The organism is Streptomyces sp. NPDC020965 (assembly GCF_044333555.1).
In the GTDB taxonomy this organism is placed as follows: domain Bacteria; phylum Actinomycetota; class Actinomycetes; order Streptomycetales; family Streptomycetaceae; genus Streptomyces.
This window is the reverse complement of the sequence record NZ_JBIRRE010000016.1, coordinates 101288-121139: the sequence shown is the minus strand read 5'-3', so window position 1 is coordinate 121139 and position 19852 is coordinate 101288. Positions and strand designations below refer to the sequence as shown.

16 protein-coding genes are annotated in these 19852 nt (G+C 70.4%); 5 read left to right on the top strand and 11 right to left on the bottom strand.

Translation table 11 applies throughout. The annotated features are described in order from the left end of the window. Window positions 1–28: 28 nt before the first annotated feature. The 5 genes from ACH4S7_RS34040 to ACH4S7_RS34020 all read left to right on the top strand — a co-directional run bounded on the left by ACH4S7_RS34040 (window position 29) and on the right by ACH4S7_RS34020 (window position 5529). A complete protein-coding gene (locus ACH4S7_RS34040; RefSeq protein ID WP_398525257.1) occupies window positions 29–832 on the top strand; it encodes an SDR family NAD(P)-dependent oxidoreductase in 804 nt (267 codons plus the stop codon). A gap of 96 nt (window positions 833–928) precedes the next feature. Continuing rightward, window positions 929–2086 carry an acyl-CoA dehydrogenase family protein gene (locus ACH4S7_RS34035; RefSeq protein ID WP_398525256.1) on the top strand — a complete coding sequence of 386 codons (1158 nt, stop codon included), beginning with the start codon at window positions 929–931 and terminating at the stop codon, window positions 2084–2086. Window positions 2087–2180: 94 nt separating this feature from the next. After that, complete coding sequence (locus ACH4S7_RS34030; RefSeq protein ID WP_398525255.1) at window positions 2181–3329, top strand: CaiB/BaiF CoA transferase family protein; 1149 nt, start codon at window positions 2181–2183, stop codon at window positions 3327–3329. A gap of 192 nt (window positions 3330–3521) precedes the next feature. After that, window positions 3522–4325 (top strand): SDR family NAD(P)-dependent oxidoreductase, encoded by an 804-nt coding sequence (locus ACH4S7_RS34025; RefSeq protein WP_398525254.1) that lies wholly within the window; start codon window positions 3522–3524, stop codon window positions 4323–4325. A 46-nt stretch (window positions 4326–4371) separates the two neighbouring features. Then, window positions 4372–5529 (top strand): acyl-CoA dehydrogenase family protein, encoded by a 1158-nt coding sequence (locus ACH4S7_RS34020; protein WP_398525253.1) that lies wholly within the window; start codon window positions 4372–4374, stop codon window positions 5527–5529. A 192-nt stretch (window positions 5530–5721) separates the two neighbouring features. On the opposite strand, the gene ACH4S7_RS34015 is transcribed toward ACH4S7_RS34020, so the two are convergent. From ACH4S7_RS34015 to ACH4S7_RS33965, 11 genes are all read right to left on the bottom strand, one after another. After that, window positions 5722–6618, bottom strand: coding sequence for an acyl-CoA thioesterase (locus tag ACH4S7_RS34015; protein ID WP_398525252.1), 897 nt, complete (start codon window positions 6616–6618; stop codon window positions 5722–5724). Between the two features lie 15 nt (window positions 6619–6633). Beyond that, window positions 6634–7800, bottom strand: coding sequence for a thiolase family protein (locus tag ACH4S7_RS34010; RefSeq protein ID WP_398525251.1), 1167 nt, complete (start codon window positions 7798–7800; stop codon window positions 6634–6636). A 133-nt stretch (window positions 7801–7933) separates the two neighbouring features. Beyond that, entirely contained in the window at window positions 7934–9010 is a 1077-nt protein-coding gene (locus tag ACH4S7_RS34005; RefSeq protein ID WP_398525250.1) for an alcohol dehydrogenase catalytic domain-containing protein, read from the bottom strand. A gap of 45 nt (window positions 9011–9055) precedes the next feature. Continuing rightward, window positions 9056–10516 (bottom strand): aldehyde dehydrogenase, encoded by a 1461-nt coding sequence (locus ACH4S7_RS34000; RefSeq protein ID WP_398525249.1) that lies wholly within the window; start codon window positions 10514–10516, stop codon window positions 9056–9058. Window positions 10517–10642: 126 nt separating this feature from the next. Beyond that, window positions 10643–12508: an alkyl/aryl-sulfatase gene (locus ACH4S7_RS33995; protein ID WP_398525248.1), complete on the bottom strand. Its 1866-nt coding sequence runs from the start codon at window positions 12506–12508 to the stop codon at window positions 10643–10645. A gap of 37 nt (window positions 12509–12545) precedes the next feature. Then, window positions 12546–13685, bottom strand: a complete 1140-nt coding sequence (locus tag ACH4S7_RS33990; RefSeq protein WP_398525247.1) for an acyl-CoA dehydrogenase family protein — start codon at window positions 13683–13685, stop codon at window positions 12546–12548. 90 nt (window positions 13686–13775) lie between these two features. Further along, on the bottom strand, window positions 13776–15467 hold the full coding sequence (locus tag ACH4S7_RS33985) for a class I adenylate-forming enzyme family protein (RefSeq protein ID WP_398525246.1): 1692 nt from the start codon (window positions 15465–15467) through the stop codon (window positions 13776–13778). Window positions 15468–15620: 153 nt separating this feature from the next. Beyond that, window positions 15621–16871, bottom strand: a complete 1251-nt coding sequence (locus ACH4S7_RS33980; RefSeq protein ID WP_398525245.1) for an MmgE/PrpD family protein — start codon at window positions 16869–16871, stop codon at window positions 15621–15623. 11 nt (window positions 16872–16882) lie between these two features. Beyond that, entirely contained in the window at window positions 16883–17656 is a 774-nt protein-coding gene (locus ACH4S7_RS33975; RefSeq protein ID WP_398525244.1) for a citryl-CoA lyase, read from the bottom strand. A gap of 27 nt (window positions 17657–17683) precedes the next feature. Next, window positions 17684–18583, bottom strand: a complete 900-nt coding sequence (locus ACH4S7_RS33970) for an SDR family oxidoreductase (protein ID WP_398525243.1) — start codon at window positions 18581–18583, stop codon at window positions 17684–17686. Between the two features lie 11 nt (window positions 18584–18594). Further along, window positions 18595–19851 carry a CaiB/BaiF CoA transferase family protein gene (locus ACH4S7_RS33965; protein WP_398525242.1) on the bottom strand — a complete coding sequence of 419 codons (1257 nt, stop codon included), beginning with the start codon at window positions 19849–19851 and terminating at the stop codon, window positions 18595–18597. Between the last annotated feature and the right edge of the window lies 1 nt (window position 19852).

Below are 19852 nucleotides of genomic sequence, written 5' to 3'. Positions count from 1 at the left end.
AGCAACGAGGACAAGGGCGTAACACATCATGGGAACCCTGGACGGCAAGGTCGCCATCGTCTCCGGCTCGGGCCGGGGCATCGGCCGTGAGGTCGCGCTCAAGCTGGCCTCCGAGGGGGCGAGCGTCGTGATCAACGACCTCGACAAGGTGCCGGCCGACGAGACCGTCGCCGCCATCACGTCGGCCGGCGGCCGGGCCGTCGCCTGTGTCGGCTCCGTCACCGAAGAGGGCTTCGCGGACCGCTTCGTCGCCACCGCGATCGACTCCTTCGGCGGTCTGGACATCATCGTCAACAACGCCGGCTACACCTGGGACACGGTCATCCAGAAGATGACCGACGAGCAGTGGGACGCCATTCTCGACGTACACCTCAAGGCGCCGTTCCGGATCCTGCGGGCCGCCCAGCCCTACATTAAGGCGAACCCGACCGAGTACCACCGCAAGGTCGTCAACGTCTCCTCGGTCTCCGGCCAGTACGGCAATCCGGGCCAGGCCAACTACTCGTCCGCCAAGGCCGGTGTCATCGGCCTCACCAAGACCATGGCGAAGGAGTGGGGCCGGTACAAGGTCAACGTCAACGCCGTCGCCTACGGCTTCATCCTGACCCGGATGACCGAGGCCACCGCCGCCGACGACGCCACCGTCGAGATCGAGGGCCGTCAGATCAAGGTCGGCGTCAGCCCGCAGATCGCCGAGGCCGTCAAGCGGACCAATCCCTTCGGCCGCCCGGGTACCCCGTCCGAGGCCGCCGGCGCGATCTACCTGCTCTGTACGCAGGAGGCCAACTACATCAGCGCCCAGGTCCTGACCGTCGACGGCGGTTCCCGCTGACCCGGGTCACCGCACCGACCTCGGCGCGGACCCCGCCCGCCGACCGCGGGCGGGTCGCGCCCCGCACAGACACCACGACGAACACAGGGACCCGTCATGAAGCGCAGCATCTACACCCAGGAGCACGAGGCATTCCGGGCGATGATCCGGGAGTTCATCGCCAAGGAGGTGGTGCCCCATTTCGAGCGGTGGGAGAAGGACAACCTCGTCGACCGCGACATCTTCCGCAAGCTCGGGGCGCTGGGCGTCATGGGCTTCGACATCCCGGAGGAGTTCGGCGGCTCCGGTGACATCAGCTACAAGTTCCAGGTCGTCATCACCGAGGAGTGCGCACGTGCCGCGGTCTCCCTCGGCCACTACGGCGTGTCCACCGGCATCGTCCTTCCCTATCTGCTGGACCTCGCCGACGACGAGCAGAGGAAGCGCTGGCTGCCCGGCATCGCCTCCGGCGACACCCTGCTGTGCATCGCCATGACCGAGCCCGGCACCGGCTCCGACCTGGCCGGCATCCGCACCACCGCCACGCTCTCCGACGACGGCACCCACTACCTCCTCAACGGCGCCAAGACCTTCATCACCGGCGCCCGCAACTCCGAGCTGTGCGTGGTCGCCGCCCGCACCGCGCCCGCCACCGCCGAGGACCGCCGCCACGGCCTGAGCCTGCTGGTCGTCCCCACCGACAGCGAGGGCTTCGCCTACGGTCGCAAGCTCGACAAGATCGGCCTGCGCTCCTCCGACACCTCCGAACTGTCCTTCACCGACGTCCGGGTGCCGGTGGAGAACGTCCTCGGCGAGCCGGACAAGGGCTTCTCCTACCTCGGCCGGAACCTGGCCCGCGAACGCCTCCAGATCGGCGTCGGAGCCGTCTCCTCCGCCGTGGCCGCCATCGCCTTCGCCCGTGCATACGTGCTGGAGCGCCGGGTCTTCGGCAAGCCGGTGGCCGCCTTCCAGAACACCAAGTTCGTCCTCGCCGAATGCGCCGCCGAGGTCGAGGCGCTCCAGGCCATGGTGGACAAGGGCATCGAACTGGACGACGCGGGCGAACTGACCGGCGCCGACGCCGCCAAGATCAAGCTGTTCGGTACCGAGGTCGCCGCGCGCGTCATCGACAAGTGCCTCCAACTGCACGGTGGCTACGGCTACATGCTGGAGTACCCGATCGCCCGGCTGTACGCGGACACCCGCGTCTCCCGCATCTACGGCGGCACCAGCGAGGTCATGAAGACCATCATCGCCAAGGACCTCGGTCTGTAGACCCGTGCGCGGCGCCCCCGGCTGTGGGGGCGGCCGGACCCGAACGCCCCCCGCCGCCGGGGGGACCTCCCGGAATCGAAGGAAGCCGAGTCCCTTGAACACCGCCGCACCCACCACCACCGGCGCCCTGGCCGGTATCCGCGTCGTCGAGCTGGGCGGCATCGGGCCCGGCCCCTTCGCCGGAATGCTGCTGGCCGACCAGGGCGCCGAGGTCATCCGCATCGACCGCCCCGCCGAAGCGGGCACCGCCTCCAAACACCCGATCCTGCACCGGGGCCGCCGCTCGGTCACCCTCGACCTGAAGGACCCGGCGGGCGTCGAGGCGGCCCTCGCGATCATCGACACCGCCGACGCCCTCGTGGAGGGCTTCCGCCCGGGTGTCGCCGAGCGCCTCGGCCTCGGTCCCGAGACCTGTCTCGCCCGCAACCCCAGGCTCGTCTACGGCCGGATGACCGGCTGGGGTCAGGACGGTCCACTGGCACAGGCTCCCGGACATGACATCAACTACATCGCGGTCGCGGGCGCGCTCGGTGCCCTCGGCGGCCCCGATGAGAACCCGCCCGTCCCGCTCAACCTCTTCGGCGACATGGGCGGCGGCGGCATGTTGCTCGCCCTGGGCATCACCACCGCCTTGGTGAGCGCGGGACGCACCGGCGAGGGCCAGGTCGTCGACGCCGCCATGACCGACGGCACCGCCGTGCAACTCGCACTGATCCACGGCCTGCTGGCGGTCGGCCGCTGGGAGGACGCGCGGGGGGTGAACCTCTTCGACGGCGGCGCCCCCTTCTACCGCACGTACCGCACCTCCGACGGTGGCCATATGGCGGTCGGCAGCGTCGAGCCGCAGTTCTACGCGGTCCTGCTGCGGGTCCTCGGCCTGGTCGGCGACCCGCTCTTCGCCCGGCAGCACGACCGCGACGCCTGGCCCGCGATGGGCGCACACCTCGACGAGGTCTTCCGCGGCCGGACCCGCGCGGAGTGGACCGCCGCCTTCGACGGGACCCCGTCCTGCGTCACCCCGGTGTACGGCCTGACCGAGGCAGCGAGCCATCCGCACAACGTGGCCCGCGGCACCTACTACACCGAGGACGGTCTGCTCCAGCCGGCCCCCGCGCCCCGCTTCCAGGGCACCCCGGCCGCCACTCCACGGCCCGCCCCGGTGGTCGGGGCGCACACCCGCGAGGTGCTCACCGAGGTCGGTCTCGGCGCGGACGCCGTCGACGCCCTCGTACCGAAGGCGTGACCCCCTCGGCGGGGGAACCGTATCCGCCCAGGAGACCCCCGCGGCTCGGCCCACCACGCTCCCTGGCCCGGCGTGGGGTTCACGCCGGCCGTACCCGGCGCCGCGACGGGCCAGCTACTCAGGCCGGAGCCGCGCGGCCCCCGGCCCCCCGAAGCGTCGCATTCCCCTCCTCACTCAAGCGAAGGAACCACCATGGGAACCCTGGACGGCAAGGTCGCCATCGTCTCCGGCTCGGGCCGCGGCATCGGCCGCGAGATAGCACGCAAACTGGCCGCCGAGGGCGCGCGGGTGGTCGTCAACGACCTCGACGCGCAGCCCGCCGACGAGACCGTCGCCGATATCAGGGCGGCCGGCGGCACTGCCGTGACCTGCGTCGGTTCGGTCACCGCCGAAGGATTCGCCGAGCATTTCGTCGCCACCGCGATCGACTCCTTCGGTGGCCTCGACATCGTGGTGAACAACGCCGGCTACACCTGGGACACGGTCATCCAGAAGATGACGGACGAGCAGTGGGACGCCGTTCTCGACGTACACCTCAAGGCGCCGTTCCGGATCCTGCGGGCCGCCCAGCCGTACTTCAGGAACAACCCGGTCGACCACCACCGCAAGGTCGTCAACATCTCCTCGACCTCGGGCTTCTACGGGAACCTCGGCCAGGTCAACTACGCCGCCGCCAAGGCCGGACTGATCGGTGTGACCAAGACCCTCGCCAAGGAGTGGGGCCGGTACAGGGTCAATGTCAACGCGGTCGCCTTCGGCTACATCCTGACCCGGATGACCGAGGCCACCGCCGACGACGGCGCCACCGTGGAGATCGAGGGCCGCCAGATCAAGGTCGGCATCAACCCGGAGCGGGCCGCCATGGCATCGAAGATCATCCCACTGGGTCGTCCCGGCACACCGCAGGAGGCCGCCGGGGCGGTCTATGTGATGTGCCTCCAGGAGACCAACTACGTGAACGGCCAGTGTCTGGTCGTCGACGGCGCCCGCGTCTGATCCGCCCCGGAGCATCCGGACGAATCCGGAAGAAGGCAGCACGACCATGAAGCGCACCCTCTACGACGACGACCACGAATCGTTCCGGCAGGCCGTCCGGGCCTTCATCGAGCAGGAGGCCGCCCCGTACGTCCATGAATGGGAGCGGGCCGGCCAGGTCCCCCGCCGTGTGTTCAAGCGGCTGGGCGAGCTGGGCGCGCTCGGCTTCGACATCCCCGAGGAGTACGGCGGCCTCGGGCGGACCAGCTACAGATTCCAGGCGATCATCCACGAGGAAGTGGCCAGGGCGGGCGCGTCCATCGGCCATCACCATGTCAACACCGGTGTGGTGCTGCCGTATCTGTTGCGCCTGGCCGACGAGGAACAGCGCCGGCGCTGGCTGCCCGGCTGCGCGCGCGGCGACATCCTCCTGGCGATCGCCATGACCGAGCCCGGCACCGGCTCCGACCTGGCCGGCATCCGCACCACGGCCAGGCTCTCCGCGGACGGCACCCACTACGTCCTCAACGGCGCCAAGACCTTCATCACCGGCGGTGCCGTCTCCGACCTGGTCCTGGTGGTGTGCCGTACCTCGCCGTACGACCCGGCGAACCGGCGCGCGGGACTGTCGATCCTGGTGGTCCCGGCCGCTAGTGAGGGCTTCGCGGTCGGCCGTAAGCTCGACAAGATCGGCCGACACAGCATGGACACCGCCGAACTGTCCTTCGCCGACCTGGAGGTCCCGGTCCAGAATCTGCTGGGGGAGGAGGGTGGCGCGTTCGCCCACCTCTCGCAGAATCTGCCGCGCGAACGGTTGTCGATCGGTGTGGCCGGTGTCGCCCAGGCGCGCGCCGCCCTCCGGTTCACCACCGCGTACGTCCGCGAGCGCGAGGTCTTCGGCAAGCCGGTGGCCGCCTTCCAGAACACCAAGTTCGTGCTCGCCGAGTGTGCCGCCGAGTTCGAGGCCGCGCAGGCGATGGCCGACCGCGGTATCGAGCTGGACGACGCGGGCGGGCTGACGGCCGTGGACGCGGCGAAGATCAAGCTGTTCTGCACCGAGTCGGCCGGCCGGATCGTCGACAAGTGCCTGCAACTGCACGGTGGGTACGGCTACCTGCTGGAGTATCCGATCGCCCGGCTGTACGCGGACACCCGGGTCTCCCGCATCTACGGTGGCACCAGCGAGGTCATGAAGACCATCATCGCCAAGGACCTCGGCCTGTAGGTCGGCGCTCTGGTGAAGGCCCCCTGCCCCCGGGGCCGGGACGCCGCTGGTCGAAGCGGGGGTTGGAGGACGGAGTCGGCCTCAGGACCCGGTGGTGGTCCTGAGGCCGACTCCGTCATGACGGCCTCGGCGCGGGGGGTGATCCGGACACCCCTCCGGCGGGGGGAGCCGTCGCCCCGCTGCCCAGCGACTTCAGCGACGGGTCTCGCGCAACGGGCGGAGCACCGCCTCCTGGACCACATGGGCGATCAGCCGGCCGTCGTGGCTCCAGACATCGGCGAACGTCAGCGCGCGGCCGTCCACGGACGAAGGGCTGCGCTGCGCGAACAGCATCCATTCATCCGCCCGGAACGGACGGTGGAACCAGAGCGCGTGATCGAGCGAGGTCAGATAGACCTTGGACGGCTCGCCGCGCAGCGGCCGGGGACGTTCGAGCGCGAGCGCGGCGGTCGGCGCCAGGAAGAGGTCTGAGGCGTACGCGAGCGAACAGGCGTGCAGCAGTGGGTCGTCGGGCAGGGGACCACCCGCGGCCCGGATCCACAACTTCTGCTCCGTCATACCGGGGGAGCCGGGCTCGGGTGGATCGGGCACCCGGCGTATTTCCAGTGCCTGCCGGTAGGCTTGCTGCCCGAAGTCCTCGGGATCCGAGGCCGCCCACAGTTCGAACAGGTCGGGCAGCGTGTCCGGGTCCGGTGTGGCGGGCATCCGCGACTGGCGGTCGTAGGCGTGCTCCGTGTGCTTGAAGGAGGCGGAGAGGGTGAAGACCACGTCCCCGTCCTGCTCCGCCGATACCTGCCGGGTGGCGAAGGATCCGCCTTCGCGCAGCCGCTCCACCCGGTAGACGACCGGGCGGGCGGTGTTCCCGCCGCGTAGGAAGTAGCCGTGCAAGGAGTGCACGATTCGCCCCTCGGGGACGGTCCGGCCCGCGGCGGTGAGGGCCTGGGCCGCGACCTGCCCGCCGAAGGCGCGCAGCGGAAGGCCCTCGTGACACCAGCCGTGGAAGACGTCCGGTGCCACCTGTTCCAGGCGCAGGAAGTCAACCAGCCCGAGCCCGAGGCCGGGAGTGTCGGAGGGAAGTGTGTTCGGCATCGGTGGCCCTCGCGATCAGAGGAGTTCGAGGATGGTGGCGTTGGCCATGCCGCCGCCCTCACACATGGACTGGAGCCCGTAGCGGATGCCCTGGTCGCGCATGTGGTGGACGAGGGTGGTCATGATGCGCGCGCCGGAGCCGCCGATGGGATGGCCGAGGGCCATCGCGCCGCCGAGCGGGTTCATCCGCTCGTAGTCGGCGCCCGTCTCCTTCAGCCAGGCGAGCGTGACCGACGCGAAGGCTTCGTTGATCTCGTACACGCCGATGTCGTCGAGGGAGAGCCCCGCCTTCTTCAGCGCCTTGGCGGTGGCGGGGATGGGGCCCTTGAGCATGGTGACCGGGTCGGTGCCCACCACCACGGCGGTGTGGACCCGGGCCAGCGGTGTCCAGCCCTGGGAGCGGGCGTGGTCGCTCGTGGTCACCAGGAGTGCGCCGGTTCCGTCGGAGACCTGTGAGGCGTTGCCCGCGGTGATCGAACCACCCTCGCCGAACGCGGGCCTGAGGCCGGCCAGTGTCTCCAGGGTGGAGCCGCGGCGCACGCCCTCGTCGGTGTCGAAGGCACGGGTGGCGCCGTCCTGGTCGATGACCGGGACGGGAGCGATCTGGCCCGTGAAGCGGCCCTCGTCGATGGCGCGGGCGGCGCGGGCGTGGGAGTCCAGGCCGTGCTGGTCCATCTCGGTGCGGGTGATGCCGTACTCGTCGGCGATCAGTTGGGCGCCCAGGCCCTGGTGGAAGCGGTCGACGTCGTACCGTGCGAAGACATCGGGCCCGAAGGGTTCGCCGAAGCGTCCGTCGAGCCTGGTGGTGCCGAGCGGGATGGCGCTCATGACTTCGACGCCGCCGGCCACGGCGACGTCGTACTGCCCGGAGATGACGCCGGCCGCGGCCTGGTGCACGGCCTGCTGCGAGGAGCCGCACTGCCGGTCGATCGTCAGGCCGGGCACGGTCTCGGGCCAGCCCGCGGCCAGCACGGCGGCGCGGCCGATGCAACCGGTCTGCATCCCGACCGTACCGGTGCAGCCCCAGATGACATCGTCGACGAGCGACGGATCGAGGCCGGTGCGCTCGGTGAGGGCGTTCAGCACATGGGCCGAGAGCGAGGCCGAGTGCAGACGTGAGAGCGAGCCGTCGCGCCTGCCGACGGCCGTGCGCACCGCGTCGACGATCACTGCGTCGCGCATGAGGTATCTCCTTGGTGAGGGGGTGACGGACGGGGCCGGATCGCCCGTCGCGTGCGGTGCTCCGTGGCCCCTTGCCTGCCTGCCTGCCCGCCCGTCGGTCGACCGGGCGGGCAGGCAGGAGAATCGCTCGGGATCAGGCGATGTCGATGATGGTGCGCAGCGCCTCGCCCGTGTGCATCTGGCGGATCGCCTCGTTGATGTCCGTGAGCGGTACCCGATGCGTGATCATCGACTCCAGGTCGATGCGGCCCGCCCGCCAGAGGTCGAAGATCGTCGCGTAGGTGCGGCGGATGTCGTCCCCGCCGTAGAACGAGGGGAGCACCTTCTTCTCGTTGAGGACCAGTTCCGCCATGCTCAGGTCGGTCATATCGGTGCGCGAGCCCGCGCCGACCAGACAGACCGTGCCGCCGAGACGGGTCGCGTCGTAAGCGGCCCGCAGGGTGCCGGCCTTCCCGACGGCCTCGAAGGCGTAGTCGAAGCCGAAGCCGCCGGTGACCCGCTTGGTCACCTCGGCCAGCTCCTCGGGGGCGATCGCCTCGGTGGCGCCGAACTCCAGCGCCAGCTCCCGTCGGTTCGCCGTCGGGTCCACCGCGATGATCTGGGCGGCTCCGGCGACCCTGGCACCCTGCAGGATGCTGACGCCGACGCCGCCGAGACCGATGACGACGACCGACGAACCGGGTCGCACCCTGGCGGTGTTGAGCGCCGCACCGATACCGGTGGTGACACCACAGCCGACCAGGGCGGCGATGTCGTAGGGAATGTCATCCGGAATCGGGATGGCCGCGTACGCCGCGACCACGGTCTCCTCGGCGAAGGTACCGGCGCCCAACATGCCGGGGAGCACCGTCTCGCCGTTCTTGAAGTTCGGGTTCGCGAGATTGCGGTAGCCGCTGCGGCACAGGTGGCCGTCGCCCGCCTCGCAGGAGCGGCAGGCGTCGCACGGCGGCATCCAGCAGACGATGACGCGGTCACCGGGCTTGACATGGGTCACGCCCTCGCCGACCTCGACGACCTCTCCGGCACCTTCATGGCCGGGGACGAACGGCGCCGGGTGCATCAGCACGCCGTTCATGGCGGACAGGTCCGAGTGGCACAGCCCGGCCTTGTGCATCTTCACGCGGACCCGGCCCGGTCCGAAGGACACGGACTCGACGTCCGTGACGTCCAGTGTGTCGTCGCCGGTCGTGTGCAGTATCGCTGCGTGCATGGCGGGAACTCCTTGGTGGGACGAGTATCAGGCTTTGGAGAAGGATCAGGACCCGGCCGGCGCGGGAAGGTTGACGGTCTTGTACTCGAAGTAGGCCGCCAGGCCCTCGGGGCCGAACTCCCGGCCGATGCCGGAGTTCTTGTAGCCGCCGAAGGGGGCGGCCAGGTCGAGCCGGAAACCGTTGACGGTGATCGTTCCGGTGCGCACCCGGCGGGCGACGGCGGTGGCGCGTTCGCCGTCGGCGCCGAACACCGCCCCGGAGAGGCCGAACTCCGAGTCGTTGGCGATCGCGACGGCCTCGTCCTCGTCCTCGTAACGGATGAGGCAGACGACGGGGCCGAAGATCTCCTCGCGGGCGATCCGCATGTCGTTGGTGACGTCTCCGAACAGGGTGGGCTCGACGTACCAGCCGGTGGACAGGCCATCGGGGACCCCGCCACCGGTCAGGACCTTGGCGCCCTCCTCCTGGCCGATACGGATGTAGTCGAGGTTCCGCTCCTGCTGCTGCTGCGTCACCATCGGGCCGACCACGGTCGTGGGGTCGGCCGGATCGCCGACCTTGAGATTCGCGAACGCGCTGGTCAGCACGGCGGCGATCTCGTCGTAGCGGGAGCTGGGCACGAGGACGCGGGTGAGGGCCACGCATGCCTGGCCGCTGTTGGCGGCACAGGTACCGCCGACGATGGCGGGGACGGCGACGGCCAGATCCGCGTCGTCGAGGAGGATGGCGGCGGACTTGCCCCCCAGTTCCAGGGAGACCCGGGTGAGGTTCTGCGCGGCCGCCGCCATGATCGACTTACCCGCACCGACGGAGCCGGTGAAGGCGACCTTGTCGATGCCGGGGTGGGACACCAGATACCCGCCGGTCTCCCGGCCGGCGGGCAGCACGCTGAGTACGCCTTCGGGCAGTCCGGCTCCGGCACACAGCTCGGCGAGCCAGAGCGCGTCGAGCGGGGTCTCCGGGGACGGTTTCAGGATGACGGTGCAGCCCGCGAGGAGTGCCGGCGCCAGCTTGCCGGCGATGGTCAACTGGGGAACGTTCCATGGAGTGATGGCCGCGACCACGCCGACCGGTTCACGACGAACCAGCACCGGTCCGCCGGTGCCCTGACGCTCGTCCTCCTCGATGAACCCCGCCGCGGCGGCGAGCGCCACCCCGAACACACCGACGGCGGAGAGTGCCTGCCCGCGGACGGAGAACAGCATGGGGGAGCCGTTCTGGAGGGTGACCAGCTCGGCCAGTTCCTGGTGGCGGGCGGCGAGCGCGTCCTTGATGCGGGTCACGACCTCGATCCGCTCGGCGCGTGTCATCCGGGGCCACGGACCGTGGTCGAACGCCTCCCGGGCGACGGCGACGGCCCTGTCCACGTCGGCGGGCGTGGCGTGCGGCACGCGTCCGACGATCTGTTCGGTGACCGGAGAGACGATGTCGATGGTGTCGGAGCCCGTGGGTTCGACCCAGGTGCCCCCGATGAAGAGCCGGTGGTGTTCCACGATGTCGGTCATGGCGTCAGTTCTCGCTTCGTTGCGATGGAGCGGATGGTGAGGTGGTGGTGGGTGTGCTGTCGACGGCGATCGATCACGGGGGCGGGACGGGTTACGGGCTTCCCGCCGGGGGGAGTCCTGGACGGGTTACGGGAGCGCGACCGGGAAGTGCAGCGGGGGCTCTTCCAGCAGCCCGTAGAGGGTGCTGAGGACGACGGCGTTGCCCTCCGCGACCACCGCGCCGGAGCCGATTCCGTCGGCGAACGTCGTCCGCTTGGCGAGGATGCGGTCGAACGTGGTGCGGTCCAGGCGCAGGGTGAGCTGCGGGGCCTCCCCGCCGGGTGCGTCGCCACGCATCGGCGTGAGCACGCCGTTGCCGACCAGGACTGTCCAGACCTCGCCGATGTCGGCGAACTCCCAGCGCAGCAGCAGTCGGTGAACTGCCGCGCGTGGTCCGTCCAGCCGGACGGCCATCGACTGGAAGATCTGCTCCGTCGTCAGGCCGGCGAGCATGTCCGGGCTCTGGTGGTGCGGTTCGCTGCCGGCCGGGCCGTCGGAACCGGACCGCAGCTCCTGGGCGCCGGTGAGGTAGAAGTTGCGCCAGACGCCGTTCTCCTGCGCGTGGCCCAGCTTCTCGAAGGTCAGCGCCTGGAGTTCGCGGGCCTCGGAGTGCCCCGGTTCGGCGAAGAGCACATGGTTCAGGACCTCGGCGACCCAGCGCAGGTCACCCTCGTCGTACGACTGGCGGGCGCGGACGACCACGGCGTCCGCGCCGCCCATGAAGTCCACGTACCGCTTGGCCTGTTCGACCGGCGGGTGCTGCCACAGATGGGAGGGGTTGCCGTCGAACCAGCCCATGTAGCGCTGGTAGACGGCCTTGATGTTGTGGCTGAGCGAACCGTAGTAGCCGCGGATGCTCCAGGCCGCGTTCAGCTCGCCGGGGAACGCGGTGATCTCCTCGGCGATCTCCGGACCGGTCAGCCCCCGGTTCATCAGCCGCACCGTCTGATCGTGTAGGTAGGCGTACGCGTCCCGCTGCTCCGTCAGGATGCGGCGCACCTCGGCATGGCCCCAGGTCGGCCAGTTGTGCGAGCCCATCAGCACCTCGGCGTCGCTGAAGAGCTGGATGCATTCGGTGATGTACGTGGCCCAGGCGCGGGCGTCCCGGACGAGTGCGCCGCGCAGCGTCAGGACGTTGTGCAGCGTGTGGTTGACCATCTCGGCGATGAGCAGGAGCTTGTGGTCCGGGAAGTAGAAATTCATCTCCGAGGGGGCCTCGGCGTCGGGCGCGAGCTGGAAGACGAACCGCACTCCGTCGAGGACCAGTTCCTCGCCGGTGCGGGTGATGGTGTGGGTCGGCGGGAGGAGGCCGATGGTGCCGGTCGACAGGGCCTGGGCGATACCGAAGCCGACCATGCCCCCGGCGCCCGGGGCCAGGGACTTGCCGTACATATAGACGGCGCGGCGGCGCATGGCGGGACCGGCGAAGACGTTCTCGCTGACCGCGTGCTCCATGAACCCATCGGGGGCGACGATCTCCACCCGCCCCGCGGCCACGTCATCAGCCGTGGTCACGCCGAGCGCGCCGCCGAAGTGGTCGCCGTGGCTGTGTGTGTAGACCACGGCCCGGACGGGTCGGTCGCCCCGGTTGCGGCGGTAGAGCTCCATACCGGCGGCCGCGCACTCCTTGGAGACCAGCGGGTCGATGACCACCACACCGGTGGCGCCCTCGACGATGGTCATATTGGAGACGTCCAGGCCGCGCACCTGGTAGAAGCCGGGGGCGACCTCGAACAGACCCTGTGCGGTGTTGTGGCCCGCCTGCCGCCACAGACCGGGGTGCACGGTCTCGGGGCACTCCTCCTCGGTGAGAAAGTCCCAGCGGTCGTTGTCCCAGATGACCCGGCCCGTGTCATCGCGGATGACGCAGGGCTCCAGCTTCTCGACCAGGCCGCGGTTCGCGTTGTGCCGGTCGCTGTCGTCGTTCCAGTCGAGGTCCTGCGGGGTGGTCATGCGGCGTTCCCGTCTCTCGGATGGGGTGGCGGTGGGGTCAGCCGCGAAGGAGTGCGCGACCGATGATGAGCTTCTGGACCTCGCTGGTGCCTTCGTAGATGCGCATCACGCGGACGTCGCGGGAGATGCGCTCGACCGTGGTCTCGCGCATATAGCCCATGCCGCCGTGGATCTGCACGGCACGGTCCGCGACCCGGTCGGCCATCTCCGTGGCGAACAGCTTCGCGGTCGACGGGCCGATCTTGGTGTCCTCTCCGGAGTCGTACCGGCGGGCGACGTCGAGGACCAGCGCACGGGCGGCGTCCAGTTCGGCACGGCTCTCGGCGAGCATGGCCTGCACGAGCTGGAAGCGCCCGATGGGCTCGCCGCCCTGTTTGCTGTGCCGGGCGTAGTCCACCGATTCCTCCAGCGCCCGGGTGGCCTGCCCGACGCAGAGCGCGGCCACATGGACCCGGCCCTTGGCGAGCGAGCGCATGGCGGCGTTGAAGCCCTGGCCCGCCAGGCCGCCGACGAGGGCGGTGTGCGGGACCCGGACGCGGTCGAAGAAGACCTCGGAGGTCCATGCGCCGGCCTGGCCGGTCTTGGCGTCCTTGGGGCCGACCACGAGACCCGGTGCGTCCTTCTCCACCAGGAAGCAGGAGATGCCGTCGGTCGTCCGCCGTCCCTCGCCGGAGCGGGCGAAGACCATGAAGATGTCGGCGACCGCGGCGTTGGTGATGAACCGTTTGGCGCCGCTGATCTCGTAGTGGCCGTCACCGGTGTCCACCGCCCGGGTCGTCATGCCGGACGGATCGGAACCGGCCTCGGCCTCGGTCAGCGCGAAGGAGGCCACCGCGCCGCCGGCGAGTCTCGGCAGCCAGGTCTCCCGCTGTTCCGGGGAGCCGTAGTTCACCAGCACCTGACCGGCGATGCCGATGTTGGTGCCGAACATCGAACGGAAGGCGAGGCTGGTGTAGCCGAACTCGAAGCACAGCCGGACGTCCTCCTCGACGGAGGCGCCCATGCCGCCGTACTGCTCGGGGAGCGTGTAGCCGAAGAGCCCCATGTCCACGGCCTTGCGCCGGATCTCGGCGGGGACCTCGTCGGCGAGCTCGATCTCGCGCTCGCGCGGCACGACGTCCTTGCGGATGAAGCGGCGGACCGCTCCCAGTACTTCTTCGAACGCTGCGCTGTCCACGGCGGTCCTCATCTCGTACAACTGAACGTCTCGTGCAACTGGACTTCTCGTACGACTGGCTGTTGCGTACGACTGGACGGGTGCGGAAGATCAGCGCCGGTCGTCCAGCAGACGCTGCCTGAGCTGCGTCTTGAGGATCTTTCCGGTCGGTGTCAGCGGCAGCGCGTCCACCACCTGGAGCTCACGGATCTTCTGATAGGGCGCGACCTGCGCGGCGACATGCGCCATCACCTCATCGAGAAACTCCTGGCCCCCCGCCTCGAAGCGCGGACGCAGGACCACGAATCCGACCGGGACCTCACCGAACTCCGGGTGCCGACGCCCGACGACCGATGCCTGGGCGATCGCGGGGTGGGAGCAGAGAAGCTCCTCCAGCGGCTGCGGATAGACGTTGTAGCCCTTGTAGATGAGCATGTCCTTGGCCCGGCCCACCAGGAACAGGAAGCTGTTCCCGTCGAGATAGCCCATGTCGCCGGTGCGCAGCCAACCGTCCCTGAACTGCACCGCGGTCAGCTCCGGTTCGTCCTGGTAGCCGTCGGTGATCTGCGGACCGCGCGCCCAGATCTCCCCGGTCTCACCCCGCTGCCGCACGGTGACGCCGTCCTCGGCCCGGATCTCGACCTCGGTGTCGGTGATCGGGACGCCCACACTGCCGATCGGGGTCTCGACCTCCGCTCCTGGGGGCGACATGGTCAGGCCCATGGTCGCCTCACTCAGCCCGTACCCCTCGGTGACACTGGCGCCGGGGAAGGCGTCGCGCAGCTTGCGCAGGGCGGTGGTGTCGATCGGCGCGGTGCCCGAGGTGATCATGCGTACGGAGGACAGGTCCCGCTCGCCCAGTTCGGCGCTGCGCAGCATCCCGTAGTACATGGCGGGGGACCCGGACATGTGGGTGACGCCGTAGTGCTCGATGTCGCGGATGAACTGGTCGGCGTCGAACCGGCCCCCGGTGATGACCGCGGTGGCGCCGAGCACGGTGTTTGCGTTCTGGCCGACCAGGCCGAGCCCGTGGAAGAAGGGTGCGATGGCGATGTTGCAGCCCTCGCCGGGCACGACGGTCTGTGGTGCCGGGTCGTCGACGCGGGTGACCCGGATGCCGCCCCGCTCGTCCAGGCTCGGCAGGGACGCGGAGCGCCAGCAACTGGTCTGGAGCACGTTGGCGACGAGATTGCGGTGCAGGACCCGTACGGCCTTGGAGCGGCCGGTGGTGCCACCGGTGAGCTGGAGGTGAGCGACCAGGTCCGGATCGACGGTGTAGCCCTCCAGCGGCTCGCCGGCCAGTAGCTCGGTGAGCGGGACGGAGCCCGCGGGAAGGACCGCGTCCTCGGGAGCCGGACTGGCCGCCGTGCCGGGAACGTATACGAAGAAACGATTCGTCTCCGTGGTGACCTCAGCGAGCACAGCGGCGTTGGCCGGGTGGGTGAAGACGGCCTTCGCACCGCAGTCGGCGAGTTGGGTGCGCAGTGCGCCGGCCGGCTGAGCCGGATTGAGCGGGGCGACCGCGAGGCCGGCGCACAGGGCGCCGTAGTAGGCGACGACGTACCAGTACGTATTGGGCATGTGCAGGGCCACGGCGTCGCCGGGCTCCAGGCCCCGCGCCCGCAGCCCGCCGGCCACCCGGCGTGCCGCCGTCCACAGTTCGGCGAAGGTGAGCGATTCCTCGCCGTCCAGGAGAGCGACGCGATCCGGGTACGCACGGGCCGCGCCCGCGAGCAGAGCGTCGGCGCCCGCCTCCGGGATGTCGAGGGACGACGGCATGTTCTTCGGCCAAACGTGAGGCACGAGATCTCCTGGCGACTTCAAAGTGAATGAGCGCTGAATTGTCTTCCGTGGCGTCCAGCCTGGATGGCGGCGATCAAAACATCATCCGTCCAGTGCAGGCCGTATCGATTGGCTACTCGCGAGGTGGCGAGATTGCACTGGGTGAGAGATAAGTTAATTGGCGCTAACGGAAGTGTCTAGTGTTTGGGGCGGGTTACGGAGCGCGGAGGCAAGGAGACTGGGCGCCGAGGACCAGGTGACATCACGCAGAAGTCCCGGCACATCGGCACCGCAGGCCGCGAACTTGCCCGTGAGCTCCGCCGAAGTCGGCGGACGCAGGGGTGAGCCTGGCGGCTGCGCCAGACTCGTACGCAACACACCGCCGTCGGCCAGCCCCAGACGGATGTCCACCGCACCGGAGAGAAGGCCGTCGCCACCCGGCGTGCGCACGACCTCGGTGGCCGCCACCAGGCGCCGCGCCTCGGGTCTGCCGATCGCGGCGTCGGTGAAGGACGTGAAGTCCGGGAAGTCGTCGAGGAGGGCGGTCGCGACGGCGTACTCCATGCTGAACTTGCCCTCCAGTCCGGTTCGCGGCCGACCGTGGATCAACGGCCGCATACTCGCGTCGGGCGTGGTGACCAGGATGCTGACGACGTCAGCCGGGGCGATGTGGCCGTGCCGCTTCCGCAGCTCGCGAACGGCGGCGATCGGGCGCTGCATCGCGTAGCAGCAGGGATGGAGCTTGATGGCCAGCCCATCGGGTACGGCGGGGCGGCCGCCGGGGACCGCTCCGGTCTCGGCGCGGATACCGCCGACCAACTCCAGCCATGCGTCCAGGGCACGCGGGTCCGCCGTCGCCCCGGCACGGGCGAGACGCGCCGCCCGCACCCCCGCTTCGGCGGCGAAGCCGACCTGGAGGGCCTTGCCGTGCGTGCCGAACGCGGTCTGCACACCACCCGCCGCGGGGACGGCGAGCGCCATCGCGGTGGCCAGTCGCTCGGGTGACAGCCCCAGCGCGACACCGGCCGCTACGGCAGCCGCGGGTGCCCCCAGTGTGCAGGTGGCATGCCAGCCGGCCGCGTAGTGCGGCCAGCCGAGCAGCGTACCGAGCCTGGTCATGACCCCGGCCCCGGCGAGATAGGCACGGGCGCCGCCGCCCGCCGCCAGGGTTGCGGCGACGGTGACCACACTGACATGGCTCGTCGACCCCACATGGACGTCGTCGAAGTCCAGCACATGGCCGACCGCGGCCCAGTGGGCGGCCTCGGGCAGTTGGGCGGCGAGCGCCGCCACTTCGTGCCGTCTCGCCGCGAGCGTCACGGCGAGCGTGTCCCGCAGGGAGCGTCCGGCCAGCGCGAGATCGTGCGCGTCCGGCTCGTACGACCAGGCCCAGCGGGCGAGGGCCTCGGCGGTCCGCGTTCCCATCGCGACGGTCCTCAGCGCTGCGGCTGGTAGTCGGTGTGGTGCTCGACGTGCCGGAAGAGCGCCTGGGCGGTGCTGTCGGCCGTGCCACGCGCCGCCTCCTCGGCGATGTGGCCGACCAGGCCCACGGCCCGGGCGGCCACCACGACGGTGCGCACCTGCCGCCAGTGGAATCCCAGATCCGACATGACCGCGCCGAAGGTGCCCGCGCCGTTGAGCGTGATGAGCTGGGAACGGCGTAGCTCCATCTCGGAGTGGACCGCCTGGAGCAGCAGACTGTGCGGCCCGAGGAAGCCCCACTCCTCGGCGAGCTCGAAGTAGCGGGCGGTCCGCGGGTCACGTGGCCGGTGGGTCGGATGTCCGAACCCGGGCACCTTCTCGCCGGAGGTCTCGAAGCGGTCCAGGATCTCGCCCGCGGTCTGCTGGGTGCTCTGTTCGCCGGGCGCGGCCTCCAACGCTTCCTGGAGTGTGCGGGCCGTCAGCTCCATGGCGCCGAGGTAGACGCTGCCCGCGCCGAGCAGCCCCGCAGCGACGGCGGCCTGCGTCGCCTCGGGCGCACCGAGCCAGGTGAGCCGGGCGGCCAGGGAGCTGGGCGTGAAACCGTGCTCCGCGATGCCCACCATCAGGGCGTTGAGCATCTTCGACTCCTTGCCGGTGGGCAGTCGTCCCTGCGCCCCGAGGAAGACGATGTCGGCCAGACCGGCGTGCCCGATGACCTCGGAGCACAGGTCGTAGCCGTAGATGTTGATGGAGTCCGGCGTCGAGGTGCCGATACGGGTGGTGTACATGGCTGCCTTTCGGATGGTGGGGCGCGTTCAGAGGGAGGGGACCAGTGGGGGAGGGGAGGAGGGCAGCCCGGCGAGGGCGGCGTCGAGGCCGGCCTGGGTCCAGCGGCCCTCGTGCTCATGGGTCTCGCGGACGGTCCAGCCCTCGTAGACATCGATCCGGCCGCCGCGGATCATCAGTAGCTGGCCGTTGGCCCGACACTTCTCGGTTGCCAGCCAGGCGACGAGGGGCGAGACGTTCGCCGGGTCCCAGGTGTCGAACTCGCCCGCGCGGGCGACGAGTTTTGCGGCGAGGCCGGGGGTTTCGAGCGTCATCCGGGTCCGGGCCACGGGAGCGATCGAGTTGACCCGTACGCCGTAGCGCTCCAGCTCGCGGGCGGTGACCACGGTCATCACGGCGATACCGGCCTTGGCGGCGGCGTAGTTCACCTGCCCGGGGTTGCCGCGTAGACCCGAGCCGGACGATGTGTTGATGACGGACGCCCTGACCGGTTGCCCGGCCTTGGCCCGCTTCCGCCAGTGGGCGGCGGCGTGGTGCAGGGTGGCGTAGTGGCCTTTGAGGTGGACCGAGATCACCGAGTCCCACTCCTGCTCGGTCATTCTCGCCACGGTCGCGTCGCGGGTGATGCCCGCGTTGTTGACCAGGACGTGCAGTTCGCCGAAGGCCGTGACGGCACGCTCGACCAGCGCTCCCGCGGCGGCGAAGTCGTCGACCCGACCGGTGTCGGCGACCGCCTCCCCGCCGGCCGCTCGGATCTCCGCGACGACCTGGTGGGCCGGGCTCTCGTCCGCGCCGTCGCCGTCGCCGGCCACGCCCGGATCGTTGACGACGACCTTGGCACCCTCGGCGGCGAGGCATAGGGCGTGCTCGCGGCCGAGACCGCGGCCGGCGCCGGTGACGATCGCCACGCGACCGGTGAGGCTTCCCATGGTGATTCCCTTCAGAGAGTGGTGTCGCGCACGCCGCCCACCGCACCCGATGTGCGCAGCCGTGCGATGTCCTCGTCCGTGTAGCCGCAGCCTCGCAGGGCGGCATCGGTGTGCTCACCGAGCAACGGCGCGCGCCGGACGACGGGCTCGGCCCCGCCCGCGAAGCGGATCGGGGTGGCCGCGATCGTGACGGGTCGGTCCAGACCGGGGTGGTCGACCTGCTGGAGCATGGAGCGGGCGCTGAGATGCGGATCGTCGAAGAGCGAGTCCGCGGTGTTGACGGGACCGAAGGGAACCTTTCCGCCGAGGAGTCCGGCGAGTTCCGCGCGGGTGTGGCGCCCGGTCCACTCGCCGACGAGGTCGAGCACCTCGGTCTGGCGGGCCACCCGGTCGGTGTTGCGCGCGTAGCGCGGGTCCGCGCCGAGTTCCGGGCGTTCCATCACCTCGCAGAGCAGCACCCAGTGGTGGTCGGCGGGCGCCGCGGCCAGCGCGACGAAACCGTCCCGTGCGGGGAAGAGCCCGAAGGGACAGAGCAAAGGGTGGGCGTTCCCCTCCGGTCCGGGCACGACACCCTGGTACGAGTGCTGGTAGACGATCCGCTCGCAGGCGGCGACGACCGCGTCGTACATCCCGACGTCCACGAACCGGCCACGCCCCGTGATCTCGCGCTCCCGTACGGCGGCGAGCGTGCCGACCGCGGCGAACAGCGCGGGCAGGGTGTCGCCGAGACCCGGACCGGCCTTCACCGGCGGTCCGCCGGCCGGCCCGGTGATCCCGAGCAGTCCGCCCATCGCCTGGGACACGATGTCGTAGCTCGGCCAGTCCTGGATCGGGCTGACACCGGTGCGCGGGTCGCCGAAGCCGCGTACCGCCGTGTAGACCAGGCGCGGATTGATCGCGGCGAGCCGCTCGTAGCCGAGGCCGTGCCGTTCCATCACGCCCGGCCGGTAGTTCTCCACCAGGATGTCGGCCGTGGCGGTGAGCCGGCGGATCACCTCGGCGCCCTCGGGCTTCGTCAGGTCGACGACCAGACCCCGCTTGTTGCGGTTAACGGACTGGAAGTAGCCGCCGTACGCCTTGAGTTCGTCGCCCTCGGCGTAGGGGCCCTGGGCGCGGGTCATATCGCCGAACGGCGGCTCCACCTTGAGGACGGTGGCTCCGAGGTCGGCGAGGACCATCGTGCAGAAGGGCCCGGCGAGCATCCGGCTCAGATCGAGCACCGTCAGTCCGTGCAGCGGACCGGCGGCGGACGGCGGGACGGCGGCCATC